The organism is Actinokineospora cianjurensis (assembly GCF_003663795.1).
Taxonomy (GTDB): domain Bacteria; phylum Actinomycetota; class Actinomycetes; order Mycobacteriales; family Pseudonocardiaceae; genus Actinokineospora; species Actinokineospora terrae.
Map to the genome: position 1 here is coordinate 286825 of NZ_RCDD01000004.1, position 20391 is coordinate 307215.

A 20391-nucleotide genomic window follows, 5' to 3' on the forward strand; every position below is an offset into this window, starting at 1 on the left:
TCAACCCTGGGATATGTAGGACTGGAGCTGGTCGCGGTCGGCTTCCAGCTGGCTTATGTGGCTCTTGACGACGTCACCGATGCTCACGATGCCCGCCAGCGCGCCGTGCTCGTCGAGCACCGGGAGGTGTCGGATTCTGCGCTCGGTCATGGTGGCGGCCAGGCTGTCGACGCTGTCGGTCGGCAGGCAGGTGCGCACGTCGGCGGTCATGATGTCGGCGACGGTGGTGGCCAACAGGGCGCTACCGCTGCGTTCCAGGCCCCGTACAACGTCCCGTTCGGACACGATGCCGACCACCCGGTCCCCGTCGAGCACCACGAGGGCGCCGACGTTGTGCCTGGCGAGTTCAGCGATCAGGCCCTCGACAGTGGTACCGGGGTCGACCGCCGCCACGACGGCACCACCGGCACCCTTGCCCCGCAACACATCCGCGATCCGCATGTCGCCACACCCCGATTCTTCAACCGGCGGCACCCCGAGAGCGGGCATTGTCGATCAGGTTAACCACGTTCTGGACTACCCGAAACTCGTGCTGCCCAAAAGTCGCAACCACGTCATGTCCTGATCCGGGCGTCATCGCCTCGCCGTGACCCTGGTGATGGCGGCCAGCGGGATGGGCACCCAGTCGGGCCGGTTGCGGTGTTCGTAGCCCACCTCGTACACGGCCTTGTCCAGCTCGAAAGCGCGCAGCAGCACCGCGTCCGCGCGCGGGTCGGCACCCACTTCCGCGTACCCGTCGCAGAACGCCGACCGGTTGCGCTCGGCCCACTCCGCCGCGCGGGTGAGCCGCTGGTTGTCGGGTTCCCCGCCCGCCAGCAGGTGCAACGCGGCGTAGTCGAACGAGCGCAGCATCCCGGCCACGTCCCGCAGCGGCGACTTCGCCCGGTCGCGCTCCGCGGGCGGCGCGTCCGGCTCGCCCTCGAAGTCGATGAGCACCCATCCGGTCGTCGTGCGCAGCACCTGGCCAAGGTGCAGGTCGCCGTGCACCTGCTGGACCGTGGTTCCCGGCAGGCCGCGCACCGCGTCGAACGCCGCCCGCAGCACCGGTTCGTGCTCGGCCAGCGCGGGCACCTCGCGCAGCACCGCGTCCAACCTGGCGTGCATGGCGTCGGCCCCGGCGGCCATCTCGGCCGGGCCGACCGGCTCGGTGCCCAGCGCGGTCGCCAGGTCGGCGTGCACGGCGGCCACCGCCGCGCCCAGTCGCCGCGCCTCGCCCGCGAAGTCGCCGCCGACCTCGCCCGCGTGCAGGTCGGCCTCGGCCAGCAGGTCCCGCACGCTCGCGGTCGCCGTCGCCCAGCCCTCGGCCGCGTCGCCGAGGAAGCGCTGGGCGAACCCGAGCACCGTGTCGTCGGTGCGCATCACCGCGACCGGCGCGGCCACCCGCGTGCTGCCCGCGCCTGCCAGCGCCCGGTGCAGCTCCACGTCCCGGCTCTCGCCGAGGACGGGCCGCCGGTAGACCTTCAGGATGTAGTGGTCGCCGAACACGATCGAGGTGTTGGACTGCTCCACCCCGATCGGTCTCGCGCGCAGTCCGGTCTGGATCCGCACCCCGGGCTCCGGCAGCCAGTCGACACCACCGGCGGTCGAGTGGGTGGCGAACAGGTCGAGCAGCCCGCCCATCAGCTCCGCGTCGTGCGTGGCGTCGTAGGCGTGCAGCCCGTCCTCGAGTTGGCCCACCAGGGCGCCGCGCAGGTGGTCGGGCACCTCGTCGACCACCCCGAGCAGCAGTTGGTAGCGCTCACCGTCGGCGTCGACCAAGGCGTGCAGGAGGCTGGGGGCACCGGGCTCGGCGCCCTCCCACAGCAGTGCCGCCCGCTCCACCTGCGCGCTGTCGATGTCCCGGCCCTTGGCCGCGAACCAGCGCTGCGCGGGCAGCCAGGTCGGCAGGTCGTCGGCGAGGGACGCCACCGCGGGCAGGGGTCGGGTGGTCACGGGAGCTCGCCCTCCTCGTGGGGTCGGGTGATCTGGAACCAGTAGAAGCCGTGCCCGGGCAGGGTCAGCAGGTACGGCAGCTCGCCGATGGCCGGGAACCGGACCCCGCCGGTCAGCTCGACCGGCACGTACCCGTCGTACTCCGACAGGTGCAGCTCGACCGGCTGCGGGAACCGGGACAGGTTGTTCACGCAGATCACGACGTCGTCGCCGTGCCTGCGCAGGTACGCCAGCACGCTCGGGTTGGACGAGCCCAGCTCGGTGAAGTCGCCGAGGCCGAACGCCGGGTGCTCGGTGCGCACCTGCAGCATCCGCCGCGTCCAGTGCAGCAGCGACGAGGTGTTGTTCATGTGCGCCTCGACGTTGACCGCCTGGAACCCGTACACCGGGTCGGCGATCGCGGGCAGGTACAGCCGCCCCGGGTCGCAGCGGGAGAACCCGGCGTTGCGGTCGGGCGACCACTGCATCGGGGTGCGCACCGCGTCCCGGTCACCGAGCCAGATGTTGTCGCCCATGCCGATCTCGTCGCCGTAATACAGCACCGGCGACCCCGGCAGGCTCAGCAGCAGCGCGGTGAACAGCTCCTGCTGGTTGCGGTCGTTGTCCAGCAGCGGCGCCAACCGCCTGCGGATGCCGATGTTCGCCTTCATCCGCGGGTCCTTGGCGTACTCCGCGTACATGTAGTCGCGCTCCTCGTCGGTGACCATCTCCAGGGTCAGCTCGTCGTGGTTGCGCAGGAAGATGCCCCACTGGGCGCCGGACGGGATCGACGGGGTGTGCGCCAGGATCTCCGAGATCGGGAACCGCGACTCCCGGCGCACCGCCATGAAGATGCGCGGCATCAGCGGGAAGTGGAAGGCCATGTGGCACTCGTCGCCGCCGATGGCCGCGTCGCCGAAGTACTCCACCACGTCCGCTGGCCACTGGTTCGCCTCGGCCAGCAGCACCCGGCCGGGGAACTCGTCGTCGACGACCTTGCGGCAGCGCTTGAGGAACTCGTGCGTGCGCGGCAGGTTCTCGCAGTTGGTGCCCTCCTCCTCGAACAGGTAGGGCACCGCGTCGAGCCGGAAGCCGTCGATGCCGATGTCGAGCCAGAACCGCAGCACGTCCAGCATCGCGTCCTGGACCTCGGGGTTCTCGTAGTTGAGGTCCGGCTGGTGGGAGAAGAACCGGTGCCAGTAGAACTGGCCGCGCACCGGGTCGTAGGTCCAGTTGGAGGTCTCGGTGTCGACGAAGATGATCCGCGCGTCGGCGTACGCCTCGTCGGTGTCGGACCAGACGTAGTAGTCGCCGTAGGGGCCGTCGGGGTGCTGGCGCGACTCCTGGAACCACGGGTGCGCGTCCGAGGTGTGGTTGAGCACCAGGTCGGTGATCACCCGGATGCCGCGCTTGTGCGCCTGGTCGAGCAGGTAGCTGAAGTCGTCGACGGTGCCGAACTCGGGCAGCACCGCGCGGAAGTCGCTGATGTCGTAGCCGCCGTCGCGCAGCGGCGATGCGTAGAACGGGGGCAGCCAGAGGCAGTCGATGCCCAGCCACTGCAGGTAGTCGAGCTTGTCGGCCAGCCCGCGCAGGTCGCCCGTGCCGTTGCCGTCGGAGTCGTTGAACGCCCGGACCAGTACCTCGTAGAAGACCGCGCTCTTGTACCACTCGGTCTGCGGCGGCGCCGAGCGCGCGTGGTGGAAGTCCTCCGCCTGCGGCTCGGTCAGGTGACCGTCCGCGGTCACCCCCTCGCCGGTGTGCGGGATGCCCGCGAGTCCCAGTGCCGCGTCGGGCGCGGTGGTGTCCTGAACCGTCATGCCTTGTCGCCCTCGCCCCGTGTCTCGGCCGTGTGCCAGCGTGTCCCTGCCCGGTGCGTCCAGTGCCGGTGCGCCATGCGTACCACGTTTCGCCCCGGTCGACCGCGCACCGCCCCGCGACCTCCCGGTCTCCCCAGACTGTCCTGTGTGGTCGGTGCGGGGGACGTGCGGGCGCCATCGCCCCGCGCGGTCACACCGGCCAACAAAGGGGTTACCCCCGAACCGGGTGATCCATGCCTTGCGGTGATCACCATCTCAGTCGGCGGGAACCGGCGCCGGACCGGCGGAACGGTGCCAAACGACCCCGACGGCACGCCACCGCCGTTCGGGTGATGTGCCGCCGGAGCGGTGAAGAGGGGACTTTCGGCTCGGCGCCGGATGTGGCTCAGCGTCGGATGTGGACGATGTGCGCGACGCTCACCCACGGGTCGAGCCGCACGTAGTTGCCCGCGCCCCAGCGCCAGCTCTGCCCGGACACCTCGTCGTGCGCGGCGTGCGTGGCGTCCGGGTCCAACCCGAGCGCGGCCCAGTCGAGCCAGAGCACGCCCTCCTGCGGCGACCTCGGGTCCAGGGTGATCACCACGACCACCGTGTCCCCGGTCTCCGGGTCGGTCTTGGAGTAGGCGATCAGCGCGTCGTTGTCCACGTGGTGGAACCGCAGCGTCCGCAGCTGCTGCAGCGCGGGGTGCGCCCGGCGGATCGCGTTGAGCCGGGTGATCCACGGTTGCAGCGACCGGCCCTCGGCGAGCGCGCCCGCGTAGTCGCGCGGCCGCAGCTCGTACTTCTCCGAGTCCAGGTACTCCTCGCTGCCCTCTCGCACGGCCTCGTGCTCGTAGAGCTCATACCCGGAGTACACCCCCCAGGTCGGCGACAGCGTCGCGGCCAGCGCCGCCCGGATGGCGAACGTCGCCGGGCCGCCCACCTGCAACGACTCGTGCAGGATGTCCGGGGTGTTGACGAACAGGTTCGGCCGCGCCTCGTCGGCGTGCGCCACCAGCTCGACCCCGAAGTCGACCAGCTCCTGCTTGGCCGTGCGCCAGGTGAAGTAGGTGTAGGACTGGGTGAACCCGAGCTTGGCCAGCCCGTAGAGCCGCGCGGGCCTGGTGAACGCCTCGGACAGGAACAGCACGTCCGGGGCGACCGCCTTGACCTGGCGGATCAGCCACTCCCAGAAGTCCGGCGGCTTGGTGTGCGGGTTGTCCACCCGGAACACCCGCACCCCCTGCTCGGCCCACAGCAGCACCACCCGCAGCACCTCCTGGTAGAGGCCCTCCGCGTCGTTGTCGAAGTTGATCGGGTAGATGTCCTGGTACTTCTTGGGCGGGTTCTCCGCGTAGGCGATCGTGCCGTCCGGCCTGGTGGTGAACCAGTCGGGGTGCTTGATCACCCACGGGTGGTCCGGGGCGCACTGCAACGCGAAGTCGAGCGCGACCTCCATGTCCAGCTCGCGCGCCCGGGCCACGAACGCCCGGAAGTCCTCGAAGGTGCCCAGCTCCGGGTGGATCGCGTCGTGCCCGCCGTCGGCCGAGCCGATCGCCCAGGTCGACCCGACGTCGCCGGGCTTGGCGACGACGTTGTTGTTCGGGCCCTTGCGGTTCTCCTCACCGATCGGGTGAATCGGCGGGAGGTAGACGATGTCGAAGCCCATCGCCGCGACCCGGTCCAGCTCCTTGGCCGCGGTGGCGAACGTGCCGTGCACCGGCTTGCCCTCGGTGTCGAGCCCGCCGGTCGAGCGCGGGAAGAACTCGTACCACGAGCCGTACAGCGCGACCCTGCGGTCGACCCACAGCTGCATCGGCTTGCCCTTGGTCACCAGTTCGCGCACCGGGTGCTGGTGCATCACCCGCCTGGTGGTCTCCGCCAGCGCCTCGGCGATCCGCGCGGACAGCGGCGTCGACTCGTCGCGCAGCGCCCGCGCCGCCGACACCAGCAGCTTGCGGTCGCTGCCCCGGTCGGGCCGCCTGCCCACCCGCTCCAGCAGCCGCGCGCCGACCTCCAGGTCGTTGGCCAGTTCCCCGGCGTGCTGCCCGGCGGCCACCTTCACCTCGACGGTGTGCACCCAGGTCGCCCACGGGTCGCTCCACGCGTCCACCCGGAAGGTCCACAGCCCCTCGGTGTCCGGGGCGATGTCGGCGACCCACCGATCGGGTTCCAGGCCGTCCGGGCGCATCCTGGTGCGCCGGGCCTTGCCGTCGCCGGGGCCGCGCCACGCGACCGTCGCCGCGACCGCGTCGTGCCCCTCGCGCCACACCGTCGCGCGCACCGGGATGTGTTCGCCCACAACGGCTTTGCCCGGATACCGGCCACAGGACACGAGCGGGGACACGTCATCGATGCCAAGCCGACCGCTCACCGGTCAGGCTCCTCTCCGTCGGGTGCTTGCCCCCAGTCTGCCTGGCGCGGCCGGATCCGACCCACCCGGGCGGGGGATGGATCTTGACAAACCGCGGCGCGCCGACCGGAGACCACAGGGGGACCTCTACCGGAAGTACCCCGCCTCGGCCAACGGGAACCGTCACCCGATCGACGGTGGCGTTGCCGCGGCCTGACACCTCGGGTCCGCGGCCGGTTCGTCCTGTGTGGTCACCCGGTCGGTCACCCTCCCCGCCCGCCGCGCTCGGCGACATTGCGACCATTCCCAATTGGGCGCACCCTGGTTGATCTGCGGTTACCCCGGATCAGGTGCCCGGGGGGCCACGCGCACGGCTTGCTCGATCCAGGCAGGCCAGTAGGGTCGGTCTCCGTGAAAGCCGTACGTCGATTCACCGTCCGCGCCGGGTTGCCCGCGCCGCTAGCCGACCTCGGGGTGCTCGCCACCAACCTGCGGTGGACCTGGCACCCGCCGACCCAGGACCTGTTCGCCGATGTCGACCGCGACATCTGGGCGGCCGTGGGCGGTGACCCGCTGCACCTGCTGGCCAAGGTGCCCGCAGAACGGCTCGACCGGCTCGCCGCCGACCCGGCCTTCCTCGACCGGGTGGCCGGGGTCGCCGACGACCTGCGCCGCTACCTGCGGGAGCCGCGCTGGTACCAGCGCCACGACACCGGGAACAACGGCAGCAGGCTGCCCGCCTCCATCGCCTACTTCTCGATGGAGTTCGGCGTCACCGAGGCGCTGCCCAACTACTCCGGCGGCCTGGGCGTCCTGGCGGGCGACCACCTCAAGGCGGCGTCCGACCACGGCGTGCCGCTGATCGGCGTCGGGCTGCTCTACCGCTCCGGCTACTTCCGCCAGTCGCTCTCACTCGACGGCTGGCAGGTCGAGCACTACCCGGTGATCGACCCGAACGGGTTGCCGCTCGAGCCGCTGACCGAGCCCTCCGGCGCGCCGATCCTGGTGCACGTGGCGATGCCGGGCGGTCGGGTGCTGCGCGCGCGGATCTGGAAGGCCCAGGTCGGCCGGGTGCCGCTGCTGCTGCTCGACTCCGACATCGAGGAGAACGCCGAGGACCTGCGCGGGGTCACCGACCGGCTCTACGGCGGCGACCAGGACCACCGCATCCGCCAGGAGATCCTGGCCGGGGTCGGCGGCGTCCGCGCGGTCCGCACGTACTGCGAGCTGACCGGCACCCCGCAGCCCGAGGTGTTCCACACCAACGAGGGCCACGCCGGGTTCCTCGGCCTGGAGCGGCTGCGCGAACTGGTCTCCGGCCAGGCGCTCGACTTCGACCAGGCGCTGTCGGCGGTCCGCGCGGGCACGGTGTTCACCACCCACACCCCCGTCCCGGCGGGCATCGACCGCTTCCCGGTCGACCTCGTGCAGCACTACTTCGGCGACGGCACGCTGCTGCCCGGCATCGACTTGCGCCGGGTGCTCGCGCTGGGCGCCGAGGACAACCCGGGCATGTTCAACATGGCCCACATGGGACTGCGGCTGGCCCAGCGCGCCAACGGCGTGTCCCGGCTGCACGGCGCGGTCAGCCGCGACATGTTCGGCGGCTTGTGGCCCGGGTTCGACACCGACGAGGTGCCGATCAGCTCGGTCACCAACGGCGTGCACGGCCCCACCTGGGCGGCCCGCGAGATGACCGAGGTCATCGGCGACCCGGCCGACGAGGGCTACGCCGGGGTCGCCGACTCGGTGTCCGACGGCGAGCTGTGGGCGCTGCGCGGCACGCTGCGCCGCCGCCTGGTCGACGAGGTCCGCGAGCGGGTCCGCGCGGCCTGGCTGCAACGCGGCGCCTCGGCGCTGGAACTGGGCTGGACCGACTCGGTGTTCGACCCCGACGTGCTGACCGTCGGCTTCGCCCGCCGCGTCCCGACCTACAAGCGGCTCACCCTGATGCTGCGCGACGCCGAGCGGCTGCGGGCCCTGCTGCTGCACCCGCAGCGCCCGGTCCAGCTCGTCGTGGCGGGCAAGTCGCACCCGGCCGACGACGGCGGCAAGGCGCTGATCCAGCAGATCGTCCGCTTCGCCGACGACGCGGGCGTGCGCCACCGGATCGTGTTCCTGCCGGACTACGACATGAACATGGCCCGCTACCTCTACTGGGGCTGCGACGTCTGGCTCAACAACCCGATGCGCCCGCTGGAGGCGTGCGGCACCTCGGGCATGAAGGCGGCCCTCAACGGCGGCCTCAACCTGTCCATCCGGGACGGTTGGTGGGACGAGTTCTACGACGGCAGCAACGGGTGGGCGATCCCCACCGCGGACGGGGTCACCGATCCCGTGCGCCGGGACGACCTGGAGGCGGCGGCGCTCTACGAGCTGCTCGGCTCCCAGGTCGCGCCGCTGTACTACGACCGCGACGCCGCCGGGGTCCCGGCGCAGTGGATGGCGATGGTCCGCCACACCCTGTCGTCGCTCGGCCCGCGCATCCAGGCGACCCGCATGGTCGGCGAGTACGTGGAATCCGCCTACGCCCCCGCGGCCGCCGCCGGTGCCATGGCCCAGGTCGACGACTTCCGGGTCGCCAAGGACCTGGCCGACTACCGGCACCGCCTGTTCACCGCGTGGAACCGGATCAAGGTCGTCGACTGCGAACTGGCGGTCGAGGACAACCACTCGCCGGTGATCGGCGAGACCGTCCGGGTCAACGCCACCGTCGACCTGGCCGGTCTCGACCCGTCGGACGTCGAGGTCCAGGCCGTGATCGGCCGGGTGGGCGACAGCGACGACCTCAGCGACGTGGTGACGGCGGTGATGTCGCCGACCGAGGGCGGGCGCTACACGACGGAACTGGCCCTGCCGCACGCGGGCGCGCTGGGCGTGACCGCCAGGGTGCTCCCGAGGCACGGCCTGCTGGCCACCCCGGCGGAGCTGGGCAAGGTCGTCCTGGCCTGACAGTTCGGTGCGCCCGCGTGGGGATACCCGCGCGGGCGCACCGGTTCTACTGCTCGATCCAGCGGGCCAGGAAGCTCTTGGGCCAGGTACCGGTGTGCACGCCCATGGAGCGGTTGAGGGTGGTCAACGCCCAGGTGCCCTGGTCGGTCTCGATGATTCCCGACACGACGTCGTACGGCAGGTCCGTGCGCTGGGACCCGCGGCCCACCACGTGCTCGACGTGCCCCTGCCTGGTGGCCAGCCACGCCGAACGGCCGTCGCGCCCCACCGACAGCGAGTAGTGCCCGCCACCCGCTTCGACCTCGGGCAGTTCCGCGGCGGCCACCTGGTCGGCGTCGTTGTCCACTGTGGTCGCCAGCGCCACGGGCGGGAAGGCGGTCCAGGCGACGCCCGCCGGGGTGACCACGGCGTCGTCGACCCGGGGGAGCTTGGACTGCGCGCCCGCCGCGAGCAGCGTCGCCGGGTCCCGCCTGATCAGTTGGTAGTGCCCCGAGAGTGACGCCGCCTCGGGCAGGTGCAGCGTCCAGATCGAGCCCGCCCCGGCCATCACCCGCGCGACCCGGCCCCCGGTGTCCACCTGCCCGAGCGCCGCGCCGGTGTTCTTGTCGTAGGCGGCCAACTTGCCCGCGGTCGTGCCGACGTAGAGGAACTGGCCGAGGATCGCGAACTCGCCCGCCACGTTGTCCGGCAACCTGACCACGTCCCGTTGATCGTCGGCGAGGTCGACCAGCCGCGACGGTGTACCCGGGACCAGTGCGAGCACGCGACCGTCGACGACCGCCAAAGCACTGGCGGACAACGGAATCGGGTGCGCGCTCTGCGCGGCGAGGTCCACCCGCACCACACCGCCGTCAGCCTGTCGGACCCACGCCTGGTCGCCGCCCGCGTGGTGCACCGACACCGCCGCCGCGGGCAGGGCGATCTCGGTGCGGACGTGCACGACCGGAAGTGCTCGTGCGGCACCGTGGTCGAGGGTGAACTGGCTGAACACGGCGACAACGAACGGGATCACCAGCACGGCGAGCAGGATCCCCAGCCGCCGCTGCCCCGCCGTCGCGGCCTCGGCGGTGTACGAGAGCAACGGCCGGTCGTCGAGCCGCCTCGGCGCGGTGCCGAGCACGGCCCGGATCGCCTCCCGCGGCGACGTGGTCGGCGGGGGGTCGTGCACCGGGACCTTGCCGAGCAGCGCGAGGATCCCGTGGAAGAGCCCGCGCAGCGCCGACGGGCCGACGAGGACGAACACGAGCACCGCCGGTCCCAGCCCGAGCAGGACCCGCCAGAGCGGGACGCCGACGACGCCACCGAAGATCAGGAAGATCAGGGTGAACGCTGGACCCTCGAGCACCAGGAGCGCGAACCCGGCGGTGGCGAGCACGTAACCCGCGCGCTCGGGCAGGTTCACGTCCCGGCGCGTCGCCGCCAGCCAGGACAACGTCAGCGTCGCGGCGAGCGGCACCCCGTAGCCCAGGATCGCGTTGGCCAGCAACGGGAACCACCACAACGGGTAGGTCGGGTTCAGGTGGTGGCCGCCGAGCTCGGTCAGCCGGGTGATCCCGTGGAACGCGCCACCACGCCCGCTCTGCACCACGGTCACCGCCGTGAGCGCCAACAGCACACCCCCGGCGACCGTGAAGCCCCCCAGCGCCCACGCGAACCCCTGCCAGAACCGGGCATCCCCCAACCGCAGGACAAAAACCAGCCCCAGCGTCACCCCCGCGACCCAACCGAACGGCGGCGGTGGCACATCCCAGACCGAGGCGACCAGCACCCCGACCCCGATCGTCCCCAGCACCACACCCACGGGCACCACCTGCTGCCGGGACCACCCCACCACCCGCGCCCGCCACCGCAGCACCAACCCCACGACGAGCAGCCCGACCGCGGCCACCTTGAGATAACCCTGCACCGCGCTGAGAACCCCGATGACCGACTCGACCACGATCGCCTCCAGGAGCCACCCGCCAAGATCGCCTCAACCAGGACGTCGCCCACCCCCGAACCCCTGTTACGGCAGGCACCAGGCGGACCAGGGTCTCGACCACCCAGGGCCACCAAGAGGCTGTTCGCCCATCCCCGGTGGCGGTGCTGCGAGATCCGTGGGGGTTGGCGACACCAGGTACTCGGGTGGAGGCGTCGCTTGTTGGCTGGACCGATCGGCGGGAAAGTGTGCGGTTCCACCACCGGCTCGCCGAGATCCACGACCTACGAGGTCGAACTGCGTTCGCGCTTCGGTGGTGCACGCTCGTTGTCGCCAGCTGTCCTGGGGATCGAGGTGGACGTTGTGCGGAAGAAGGCGTCCACCGAGGCGTGGGCGTTCGAGATCGCTCGGCGGCGGATCGTGGGGCGGTCGTAGGGGCCGTCTAGGCGATGTCGAGGCGGGTGCGGGTCTCGGCTACCCGGGGCCACCAGGGGACCACCTGCTCGGCTTCGATGAGGGCGGTGCGGGCGGCCTTGTTGTCGCCGGCGGCCATGTGGGCGCGGGCGAGGGTGGCCAGGTCGTCGGCGCGGCCGAGGCGGTCGTCGGTGGTGTTGGCGGAGTGGCGGGCCAGGGAGATGGCCCTGGCGGTGTTGCCGAGGATGAGTTCGCGCAGGGCGCGGCAGCCGTCGAGGCGGTGGGTGGGGTAGCCGAGGGTCTCGGCGTTCTCCAGGGCCTGGTCGGCGGTGCCCATGCCGAGTTCGGCGGACAGTTGGCCCGACTCGACGGTCGCGTAGGCCAGACCGGCCAGGGCGGCGAAGGACACGGCGGCCTCCTGCGGGGTCTGCGTCGTGTCGCCCGCGATGGCCATCGCCTGCAACAGTGCTTCCGCGTACCGGCCTTGTGCTTGCAGGACCAGGACTCGCGCGGCCGTTGCGGTGCGCAGGCTCGGGTAGCGATCCGACAGTTCCGCCGCCATCGCCGACGCGCGGGCGAGTTCGCCGTCCTGCACCGCGTCCACCGTCGCGGTCACCAGTGGCGCCGCGTCCAACTGTTGCGCTTGAACCCCGGTCATGCGCGGCAGGTGCAGCACGAGCCATCCCGTTGACGTCGACCCGGGCAGTTTGCGCGGCACCAGCGCGTGCGCGACCGCCGCCGCACAGGCGATCGCCAGGCCCAGGCTGAACCCGTCGGACACCGCCAGCGCTGTCGCCGTCACCGTTGCGATCGCCGCGAACGCCGAGCACAACGCCGCGCCCCACATCCGCTTCCGTGCGGGCGCCTTGCCCGGTCCCACTGACACCGACAGCAGCAACGGCACCGCCCGCAGGACGACCGCACGGCGCGCGTTGGTCCAGTCCACCAGCCTGGTCCCGATGCCGATGACCACCTTGTGCACCCGCGCCCCCAACAGCACGGCCCCCACCAACATCCCGACCTGCAACGACATCAACCCCAGCAGCAGCCCCACCAGCGCGCCGAGGACGCCCCAGCCGACCTCCCCGGTGGACCGGTAGCCGAACCCGACGGCCGCGCACACGACCGCGGTGAGGACGGTGAGGGGGTGGCGGACCACCCGGGTGAGGCGCACGAGCAACAGACGCCCGGGGTCGGGGTGGGGTTCCGCAGGTCAGGGACGTGAGGAATCCGCGTGTTCGCACTGGTTAGGCTCGGGGCATGTTCGTCAAGGTCTGCGGGTTGCGCACCCCCGCCACCGTCGCCGCCGCCGTCGCCGCGGGCGCCGACGCGCTGGGCTTCGTCTTCGCCGAGAGCGTCCGCCGGGTGGGTGTCGAGCAGGCCCGCGACCTGGCCGCCGCCGTCCCGGCGCACGTGCTCACCGTCGGTGTCTTCCGGGGGATCGACGCCGCCGACGCCGCGCGGATGACCGTCGACGCCGGGCTCGGCGCCCTGCAACTGCACGGCGACTACCCGCGCGCCGCCTTCGACACCGTCGTCGGCGGGTCGTTCCAGGTCATCCGCGCCACCTCGCTCGGCGCCGACACCGACCTGGACCCCTGGGGCGCCGACATGGTGCTGCTCGACGGGGCGGTCGCCGGGTCGGGGCAGCGGTGGGATCTGTCCATATTGGACGGTAAGCGCCCCTCGGGCCCGTGGCTGCTCGCGGGCGGCCTCAGCCCCGACAACGTCGCCGAGGCCATTGCCGCCGCCCGCCCGTGGGGGGTGGACGTCTCCAGCGGCGTCGAGTCGAGCCGGGGCGTCAAGGACGCCGGGTTGATCCGCGACTTCCTCGCCGTCGCCAAAGGGGTGTGACGGCCCGGCGCACCCGGGCCGCCACGGTTCAGGGGACGGCGGGGGTCCCGCCCGCGCGCACCGGCAACCCGGCCGCCGCCCAGGCCCGGAACCCGCCGACCAGGTCGGTCGCGTTCACCAGCCCCAACTCCTTGATGTCGCGCGCCGCGAAGCTCGACGCGTACCCCTCGTTGCACAGCACGACCACGGTGGTCTCCGCGTCGAACCCGTCGATCCGGTGCTCGCCGCCGGGGTCCAGCCGCCACTCCAGGTGGATCCGCTCGACCGGGATCGACCCCGGGATCTCCCCCTCCGCGACCCGGTTCGCCACCGGCCGGATATCGATGAACACCGCCTCGCCGCGCTCCCGCAGCACATTCGCCGCACCCGGCTCCACCCGCGCCAACCCGGCCCGAGCCGCCGCCAACCGATCGTCCACAGCACTCACCGCACGCCTCCCTCGACCGACCCTGTGCGTCCACGCCGCTCATCGCGCAAGCCGAGGGCTCGGCTGCCGGGCCCTCGTGTCCGGTGGTCCACCGCGCCCATCACGCGCCGCTCATCGCGCCTGCCGGGGGATGGGGCAGCGCGAGGATCGCGTCCGACCCGTCCCGCAGGCGGGCGTTCCCGCGGACCGGCACTGGCGGCGTTGTGAACGCCGTGGCGTCACGCCTGCCCGGTGCGATGGCGACCCAGCCGCTCCGCGAGGGCTCCGCCGCGCCATCCTGCTGATCGTCCACAGCACTCACCGCACGCCTCCCTCGACCGACCCTGTGCGTCCACGCCGCTCATCGCGCAAGCCGAGGGCTCGGCTGCCGGGCCCTCGTGTCCGGTGGTCCACCGCGCCCATCACGCGCCGCTCATCGCGCGAGCCGGGGGATGGGCAGCGCGAAGAACGCGTCCGGGTGACTCGCTCATCGGGCCAGGCGGGGAATCGGCAGGGCGGGGATCTCGTCCGGCACGTCCCGGAGGGTGGCGTACTCGCGGGTCGGCACCAGTGGTGGCGAGTAGGCGTGCACGCTGGCCGCCTTCGCCTGGCCCAGGTTGCGCACCTGGTGCGCCCGCCCCTGCCCGAACCCGATCGACGCGCCCGCCGAGTGGTGGTGTTCGCGGATCGGCCCGGACGGGTACCGGTAGGTCTCGGCGAGGTCGCCGAACAGGACGGTGAACGATCCGGCCGCGCCGCCGTGGTCGTGGGGGGCGGTGCCCTGGCCGGGGAGCCAGGACAGCAGCCACAGCTCCACCTCGTCGGTCACCGCCAGGCGGGTCCACCAGCGCTGGGGGCTGGCGAAGCGGACGACCTCGACCAGGCGGGTGCGGAAGTCGGCGGTGACCGTGGCGGTCAGCTCGCGCAGCTCCCTCGGCGTCCACAGCGGATCGCGCGGGGCGACCAGTTCGTGCAGGCCGGGGTGGTCGAAGCGGGGGTGGATGTCGGTGGTCAACGCCGGTGCGGTCATCGCTGGGCTCCTCGTCGGGTGTGGGCGGGCTCACACGCGGCGGCACCCGGTGTCAGTCGGACACGGGGGTGCGCCGCGCGCGGCTACAGCCGCAGGAGGCGACGAGGAGCAGGTCGACGACGCGGTCGCACCACAGCGGCGGGGACGACACGGACCTGGTCACGGGCCGATCGTGGCATGGGCCAACCGGCCCAGCCACGGATCTCACTGTCTGGTACGGATCACCCGGGTCACTGGCTGACGCGCGGCGCCCGCAGCAGCACCGTGGTCCGCCCGGGCAGGGTGATCCGCTTGCCCGGCGGCAGCGGGTCCGTCTCCTTGGGCAGGCCGCGCGGGGTGCCGGAGTCGAGCACCGGGATGTAGCGGCGGCCGTACCGCTCGGACGGCAGCACCACCTCGACCCGGTCGGCGCCGGAGTGCACCAGCAGCAGCCACGAGTCGTCGGCGACCAGTTCGCCGTCGCGGTCGCGGGAGAGGCACTCGGACCCGTCGATCCACATGCCCAGGGTGCGGCGGGACTCGTCGAACCAGTCCTGTTCGGTCATCGGCTCGCCGTCCGGGCGCAACCACAGCAGGTCCGGTTCACCCGAGCGGGTGGGCCTGCCGTCGAAGAACTGCGGCTGGCGCAACGCGGGCGACGAGGCGCGCAACGCGATCAGCCGCCGGGTGAACGCCAGCAGGTCGTCGGCCCTCGGGTCGGCGCTCCAGTCCACCCAGGAGGTCTGGTTGTCAAGGCAGTACGCGTTGTTGTTGCCGTGCTGGGTGCGCCACCGCTCGTCCCCGGCCAGCAGCATCGGGGTCCCGGTGGACAGCAGCAGCGTCGCCAGCAGGTTGCGGGCCTGCCGGTCGCGCAGCGCCAGCACCGCCGGGTCGCCGGTCTCGCCCTCGACCCCGCAGTTCCACGACCGGTTGTCGTTGGTGCCGTCGGCGCCGTGCTCGCCGTTCTCGTGGTTGTGCTTGTGGTCGTAGGACACCAGGTCGCGCAGGGTGAACCCGTCGTGGGCGGTGACGAAGTTGACCGACGCCCACGGCCGCCTGCCCGCGTACAGGTCGGACGACCCGGACAGCCGGTACGCCAGGTCCCGCAGCCCGGTGCCGCCGCGCCAGAAGTCGCGGGCGCCGTCGCGGAAGCGGCCGTTCCACTCGGCCCACTGCGCGCCGAACCCGCCGACCCGGTAGCCCTCCCCGGTGGCGTCCCACGGCTCGGCGACCAGCTTGCGGTTGGCCAGGACCGGGTCGGTGGTGATCGCGGTCAGCAGCGTCGCGTCCGGGTCGAACGCGCCGGAGTGCGGGCGGCCCAGCGCGCTGGCCAGGTCGAGCCGGAACCCGTCGACACCCAGTTCGGCGGCGAAGTAGCGCATCGAGTCGACCACCAGCCGCACCACCGTCGGCGACCCCGGGTCCAGGGTGTTGCCGCAGCCGGTGATGTCGCGGTCGCGGCCCTCGTCGTCGATGGCGTAGTAGGCGGGCGCGTCGAACCCGCGGAACGACAGCGTCGGCCCGGCGACCCCGCCCTCGCAGGTGTGGTTGTAGACGACGTCGAGGATCACCTCGATGCCGACCGCGTGCAGCGCGGCCACCATCGTCCGGAACTCCTCCACCTCGTGCCCGGCCCGGCTGGCGTAACCGGCGTGCGGTGACAGGAACCCGAGCGTGGAGTAACCCCAGTAGTTGTGCCTACCCGAGCGCAGCAGCATCGGCTCGTCGGCGTGGGTGTGCACCGGCAGCAGCTCCACCGCCGTCACCCCCAGCCGCACCAGGTGCTCGATGACCGCGGGGTGCGCCAGGCCGAGGTAGGTGCCGCGCAGGTGCTTGGGCACGTCCGGGTGCAGCTTGGTGAAGCCCTTGACGTGCAGTTCGTAGACCACGGTCTCCTCGAACGGCACGTCAGGGCGCCGCCCGGTGTCGGGGCCGCCGGGGGAGGTGACCACCGACAGCGGCACCCCGCCGAGCGAGTCGATCCGCGACGGGCCGCCGCTCATCGGGTCGCCCCGGTAGCCGCGGGTGGCGGCCAGGTCGGGTACCGCGCCGGTGATCCGCCGCGCGTAGGGGTCGACCAGCAGCTTGTGCGGGTTGCAGCGCAGGCCGCGGCGCGGGTCGTACGGGCCGTGCACCCGGTAGCCGTACCGCTGACCAGGGGTGACGCCGGGCACGACGCCGTGCCAGATGCCGAAGGTCCGCTCGGTCAGCTCGACGCGCTGCTCGGTCTGCCTGCCGTCGTCGTCCTCGGCCACCAGGCACAGCTCCACCGCGTCGGCGATCGACGAGGCGACGGCGAACCGCACCCCACCGGCCTCGGGGTGGGCACCGAGCGGGAACGGGCTACCTGGGCGCGGGGCTGAGTACGGCACCACCCCATCCTGGACCAGAGAGCCGACGCTATCGAGGCGCGCGGACCCAACCAAGATCGGATCGAGACGTTTCCCCGCTGCTCAGAGCCCGAAGGTGTGGTGCTCGAACGAGTCATCCGCCACCGGTTCGGCCGAGTGCGGCGCTACCCCGGACGGACTAGCCGAGGCGACCAGCTCGGTGAACACCGACTGGTGCTCCGCCCACCCGCACGCGGACGGCGCCGACAGGGTGAGCAGCAACATCCGCTCCGCCCCGGGCTCCGGGACGAACGCCTGCAACTGCAAGGCCACCGGCTGCCTCGCCCTGACCTGCTCGACCCCGGGAATCCGCTGCGCCACCACCACCGGCCCCAACGCGCTCTCCACCAGGATCGTCTGCCGCACGTCCGGCCCACCGACCTCCTCCACCGAATCCCGCAGCGCGTCGGCGGTCTCGATGTCCCACCCCTGCGGCACCTCCAGCGCCACCCCGGTGAGCAGCGCCGGGTCCGCCACCTCGGACACCACGACGGCCATCAAGAAGGCACCCTGCCGGAGCACGCCCTCCACCGCCTCGGCCGCCAGGGCCTCGAGATCGGCAGCCGCACCCGGGGGAGCGCCCCTCAGGTCTCCGATGATCGCGGCGTACTCGCGGATCGCTGCCGGGGGGTCGTGGAGGGTGAGCCGCCGGATCTGGGCGGGCATGGCGAGCCTCATCCGGGGTGCTCCTCGGGGCTCGCGGTTCCCGGCGTTGTGGGGGTCACCTGGCGTGCTCTCGGGTGCCGGCTGCGACTGTGTTGACCAGGGCGGTTTCGGTGCTGGTGCGGCCTGGGTTGCCCGCGAGCTTGAGCAGTTCGAGTTCTCGCCGCTGTTCGGGGGTGAATTGGACGCCTGCGGCCTGGGCGGAGCGGACCGCGGTGTCGATGCTGGCGGAGTAGGCGTCGCCCGCGGCTCGGAGGCGGCCGAAGGCGTCGCGTTGGGCGGGGGTGAACTTGGTCGGGTCCTGGAAGCGGGCGGCGATCTTGTCGCCCTTGTCCCGCAGGTCCTTGGCGGCCTTCTCCCGCAGCGCGGCCCCCGTGGAGCCCTGTTCGGCGGCGAGGCGGCGCAGGGTGCGGATGTCCTTCACGGCCTTCCCGGCGCCCGCCGAGGTGAACCCCTCGACCGCCCCGTCGCGGGCGCCCTTGACCGTGCGGCGGACGCGGCTGCCGGTCTCCACCGCGTCGTCGGCCAGGCCCTTGCCCGCGCCGACCACGCCCGAGGTGATCGTGCGGCCGGGGACCAGCCCGAGGCCGATGTCCACCCACGACGGCGCGTTCGACGACCCGGCCGCCTTCTGCGCCAAGCCCGTCAACGCGTTGATGCCGCCCGACGCCGCCGACACGGTGCCCGCGATCGGCGCCACCACCTCGCCCACCCCGGGGATCAGCAGCGACCCCGCCGCGATCGCCGCCGACGCGCTGGACACGATCCCCGAGGTCTTGCCGACGCCGTCGAGGGTCTGCACGACCCAGCCGTCGTTCTCCGGCTTGAACACCTCGTCCGGGCCGCTGCGGATCTTCTCCGCCGCCTCGTCCGCCTCCTTGCGGTGCTTGCGTTCGAGCCGGTGCGCGTCCGAGATCACCTGCTCGAAGGCCGCCCGAGCCGCCCCCGCCGCCCGCACCGCGCCGAGGAACTCGTCGTACCGGGTGCCGTACGAGGGGCTGCCGACGTCCCGGGGAATCGCCCCGGCCGCCTTGGTCTGGGCGTCGGCCGCGGCGTCGACCTGCTCCTTGAGCTTCTTGGCGCGCGCCTCCAAGTCCTCGGCGCGGTCCTGGTTCGCCTTCATCCGGCCCGCCCAGGTCGTCAGCGCCTGGCTGACCTCCTGGATCGACTCGGCGCCCTTCGCGATGCCCCTGGGCAGGTCGTCGCCGTGGTCGCTGAACTCCTCGGCCGCCGACCCGCCCCACTCGGCGTCGTCGGTGATCTCGCAGGCATCGGTCAGCCTTGGCCCGACCGCGGCCAGCATGACCTGTGCTTCCGCCAGTTCGACCAGCATCGACCGCACCGCCGACTGCTCACCGGGCGTCGGGTCGAACCCGAGCGTGGGGTAGTTCACGGCTTGCCCCCGGTCAGGTCGTTCAGCCTGGCCTGCTGCGCCGCCGCGCCACCGCGCAACGCGTTCAACTGGGCCTCGGCGACACCGCGCTCGACGGCCAGCCGCATCCGGTCCGCGCCGCCCTGCTCGACCTGCTCGTAGTCGGCCACCACCGAGCGCACGTTGTCGGCGATCTTGCCGATCTTGTCGCGCATCGCCCCGAGGTCGTCGCGCCACTGGTCGGCCACCTCTTGCGCCGCCGCGGCGATGTCGCCCGGCCCGAGATCGCCCGCCGACAGCGACAACCGGTTCGCCGCGACCTCGACCTCGTCGGCCAGCGCGCGCAGCTCGCCGACCCGGATGGCCAGGCTGGTCGTGTCGACCGTGTACCCCGATGACATGGGCCGCTCCTCTCGTGCCGGGCAAGTCAACCCCGCACCGGGCCGCGGGAGGAGCCGGGGTGCGCAGGGAGGCAAACGCACAGCACCGGTGGGCAAAGGCAGAATGACGGCCGTGACCTCGCGGACCCAGGCCGGCACCGGACCCGACAGCGCACCGGAAGACCTCGACGACCTCGTCCTGCACATGGCGGGGGTCGGGGTACGACGCGGCAGCACCGATCTCCTCAAAGACCTCGACTGGCGCGTCGAACTCGACGAGCGCTGGGTCGTCCTCGGCAGCAACGGTGCAGGTAAGACCACCTTGTTGCGACTGGCAGGCGCGGAGCTGCACCCCAGCACCGGCGTCGTGCACGTGCTCGGCGAGCGCCTCGGCCGGGTCAACGTCTTCGAGCTGCGCACCCGCATCGGCTTCGCGACCGCCGCGCTCGCGAGCCGGGTGCCCGCCGAGGAGAAGGTGCGCGACGTCGTCGTCAGCGCCGGGTACGCGGTGCTCGGCCGCTGGCGCGAGGAGTACGACCAGCTCGACACCGGCCGCGCCGACGACCTGCTCGAGACCCTGGGCATCGCCGGGCTCGGTGACCGCACCTTCGGCACCCTGTCCGAGGGCGAGCGCAAGCGCACGCTGATCGCCCGCGCGCTGATGACCGACCCCGAGTTGCTGCTGCTCGACGAGCCGGCCGCCGGTCTCGACCTCGGCGGCCGCGAGGACCTCGTGGCGCGGCTGACCGGCATCGCGCTCGACCCCGACGCCCCCGCCACCGTCCTGGTGACCCACCACGTCGAGGAGATCCCGCCCGGCTTCACCCACCTGCTGCTGCTCTCCCGCGGCGGCGTGGTGGCCCAGGGGCTCATCGACGACGTGCTCACCAGCGAGAACCTCTCGGCCGCGTTCGGGCAGTCGCTGGAGCTGGAGCGCTCCGGCGACCGGTTCTTCGCCCGCCGCCGCGCCTGA

16 protein-coding genes are annotated in these 20391 nt (G+C 72.4%); 3 read left to right on the top strand and 13 right to left on the bottom strand.

Annotated elements, in window-relative coordinates; translation table 11 throughout:
- From CLV68_RS24005 to CLV68_RS24020, 4 genes are all read right to left on the bottom strand, one after another.
- Positions 1-441, bottom strand: coding sequence for a CBS domain-containing protein (locus CLV68_RS24005; protein WP_121393163.1), 441 nt, complete (start codon positions 439-441; stop codon positions 1-3).
- Positions 442-573: 132 nt separating this feature from the next.
- Complete coding sequence (locus CLV68_RS24010; RefSeq protein ID WP_121393164.1) at positions 574-1932, bottom strand: maltokinase N-terminal cap-like domain-containing protein; 1359 nt, start codon at positions 1930-1932, stop codon at positions 574-576.
- Positions 1929-3728, bottom strand: coding sequence for a maltose alpha-D-glucosyltransferase (gene treS, locus CLV68_RS24015; protein WP_121393165.1), 1800 nt, complete (start codon positions 3726-3728; stop codon positions 1929-1931). Before treS ends, CLV68_RS24010 begins: the two co-directional genes overlap by 4 nt.
- 385 nt (positions 3729-4113) lie before the next feature.
- The gene (locus tag CLV68_RS24020) at positions 4114-6081 is read right to left on the bottom strand and encodes an alpha-1,4-glucan--maltose-1-phosphate maltosyltransferase (protein ID WP_121393166.1); all 1968 of its coding nucleotides are present in this window, start codon (positions 6079-6081) and stop codon (positions 4114-4116) included.
- A gap of 390 nt (positions 6082-6471) precedes the next feature.
- On the opposite strand from CLV68_RS24020, the gene glgP reads away from it, so the two are divergent.
- Positions 6472-9012, top strand: a complete 2541-nt coding sequence (gene glgP / locus CLV68_RS24025) for an alpha-glucan family phosphorylase (RefSeq protein WP_121393167.1) — start codon at positions 6472-6474, stop codon at positions 9010-9012.
- Between the two features lie 46 nt (positions 9013-9058).
- Here the strand turns inward: glgP and CLV68_RS24030 are convergent, their stop codons facing one another.
- Both CLV68_RS24030 and CLV68_RS24040 read right to left on the bottom strand, forming a co-directional pair.
- Positions 9059-10951 carry a hypothetical protein gene (locus CLV68_RS24030; protein ID WP_121393168.1) on the bottom strand — a complete coding sequence of 631 codons (1893 nt, stop codon included), beginning with the start codon at positions 10949-10951 and terminating at the stop codon, positions 9059-9061.
- Positions 10952-11372: 421 nt separating this feature from the next.
- Positions 11373-12518: a tetratricopeptide repeat protein gene (locus tag CLV68_RS24040; protein ID WP_121393170.1), complete on the bottom strand. Its 1146-nt coding sequence runs from the start codon at positions 12516-12518 to the stop codon at positions 11373-11375.
- An 86-nt stretch (positions 12519-12604) separates the two neighbouring features.
- On the opposite strand from CLV68_RS24040, the gene CLV68_RS24045 reads away from it, so the two are divergent.
- Positions 12605-13198 (top strand): phosphoribosylanthranilate isomerase, encoded by a 594-nt coding sequence (locus CLV68_RS24045; RefSeq protein ID WP_121393171.1) that lies wholly within the window; start codon positions 12605-12607, stop codon positions 13196-13198.
- A gap of 28 nt (positions 13199-13226) precedes the next feature.
- Here the strand turns inward: CLV68_RS24045 and CLV68_RS24050 are convergent, their stop codons facing one another.
- The 7 genes from CLV68_RS24050 to CLV68_RS24080 all read right to left on the bottom strand — a co-directional run bounded on the left by CLV68_RS24050 (position 13227) and on the right by CLV68_RS24080 (position 19439).
- The gene (locus CLV68_RS24050; RefSeq protein WP_121393172.1) at positions 13227-13625 is read right to left on the bottom strand and encodes a rhodanese-like domain-containing protein; all 399 of its coding nucleotides are present in this window, start codon (positions 13623-13625) and stop codon (positions 13227-13229) included.
- A 100-nt stretch (positions 13626-13725) separates the two neighbouring features.
- Positions 13726-13926: a hypothetical protein gene (locus CLV68_RS24055; RefSeq protein WP_147460145.1), complete on the bottom strand. Its 201-nt coding sequence runs from the start codon at positions 13924-13926 to the stop codon at positions 13726-13728.
- A gap of 165 nt (positions 13927-14091) precedes the next feature.
- Positions 14092-14634: a cysteine dioxygenase gene (locus CLV68_RS24060; protein ID WP_121393174.1), complete on the bottom strand. Its 543-nt coding sequence runs from the start codon at positions 14632-14634 to the stop codon at positions 14092-14094.
- 230 nt (positions 14635-14864) lie between these two features.
- Positions 14865-16985, bottom strand: a complete 2121-nt coding sequence (glgX, locus tag CLV68_RS24065) for a glycogen debranching protein GlgX (protein WP_425454872.1) — start codon at positions 16983-16985, stop codon at positions 14865-14867.
- 81 nt (positions 16986-17066) lie between these two features.
- Positions 17067-17681: a hypothetical protein gene (locus CLV68_RS24070; RefSeq protein WP_121393176.1), complete on the bottom strand. Its 615-nt coding sequence runs from the start codon at positions 17679-17681 to the stop codon at positions 17067-17069.
- Between the two features lie 43 nt (positions 17682-17724).
- Complete coding sequence (locus tag CLV68_RS24075; protein WP_121393177.1) at positions 17725-19059, bottom strand: hypothetical protein; 1335 nt, start codon at positions 19057-19059, stop codon at positions 17725-17727.
- Positions 19056-19439, bottom strand: a complete 384-nt coding sequence (locus CLV68_RS24080; protein WP_121393178.1) for a WXG100 family type VII secretion target — start codon at positions 19437-19439, stop codon at positions 19056-19058. Before CLV68_RS24080 ends, CLV68_RS24075 begins: the two co-directional genes overlap by 4 nt.
- A gap of 103 nt (positions 19440-19542) precedes the next feature.
- Between CLV68_RS24080 and CLV68_RS24085 the strand changes: the two genes are divergently transcribed.
- Complete coding sequence (locus CLV68_RS24085) at positions 19543-20391, top strand: ABC transporter ATP-binding protein (RefSeq protein ID WP_121393179.1); 849 nt, start codon at positions 19543-19545, stop codon at positions 20389-20391.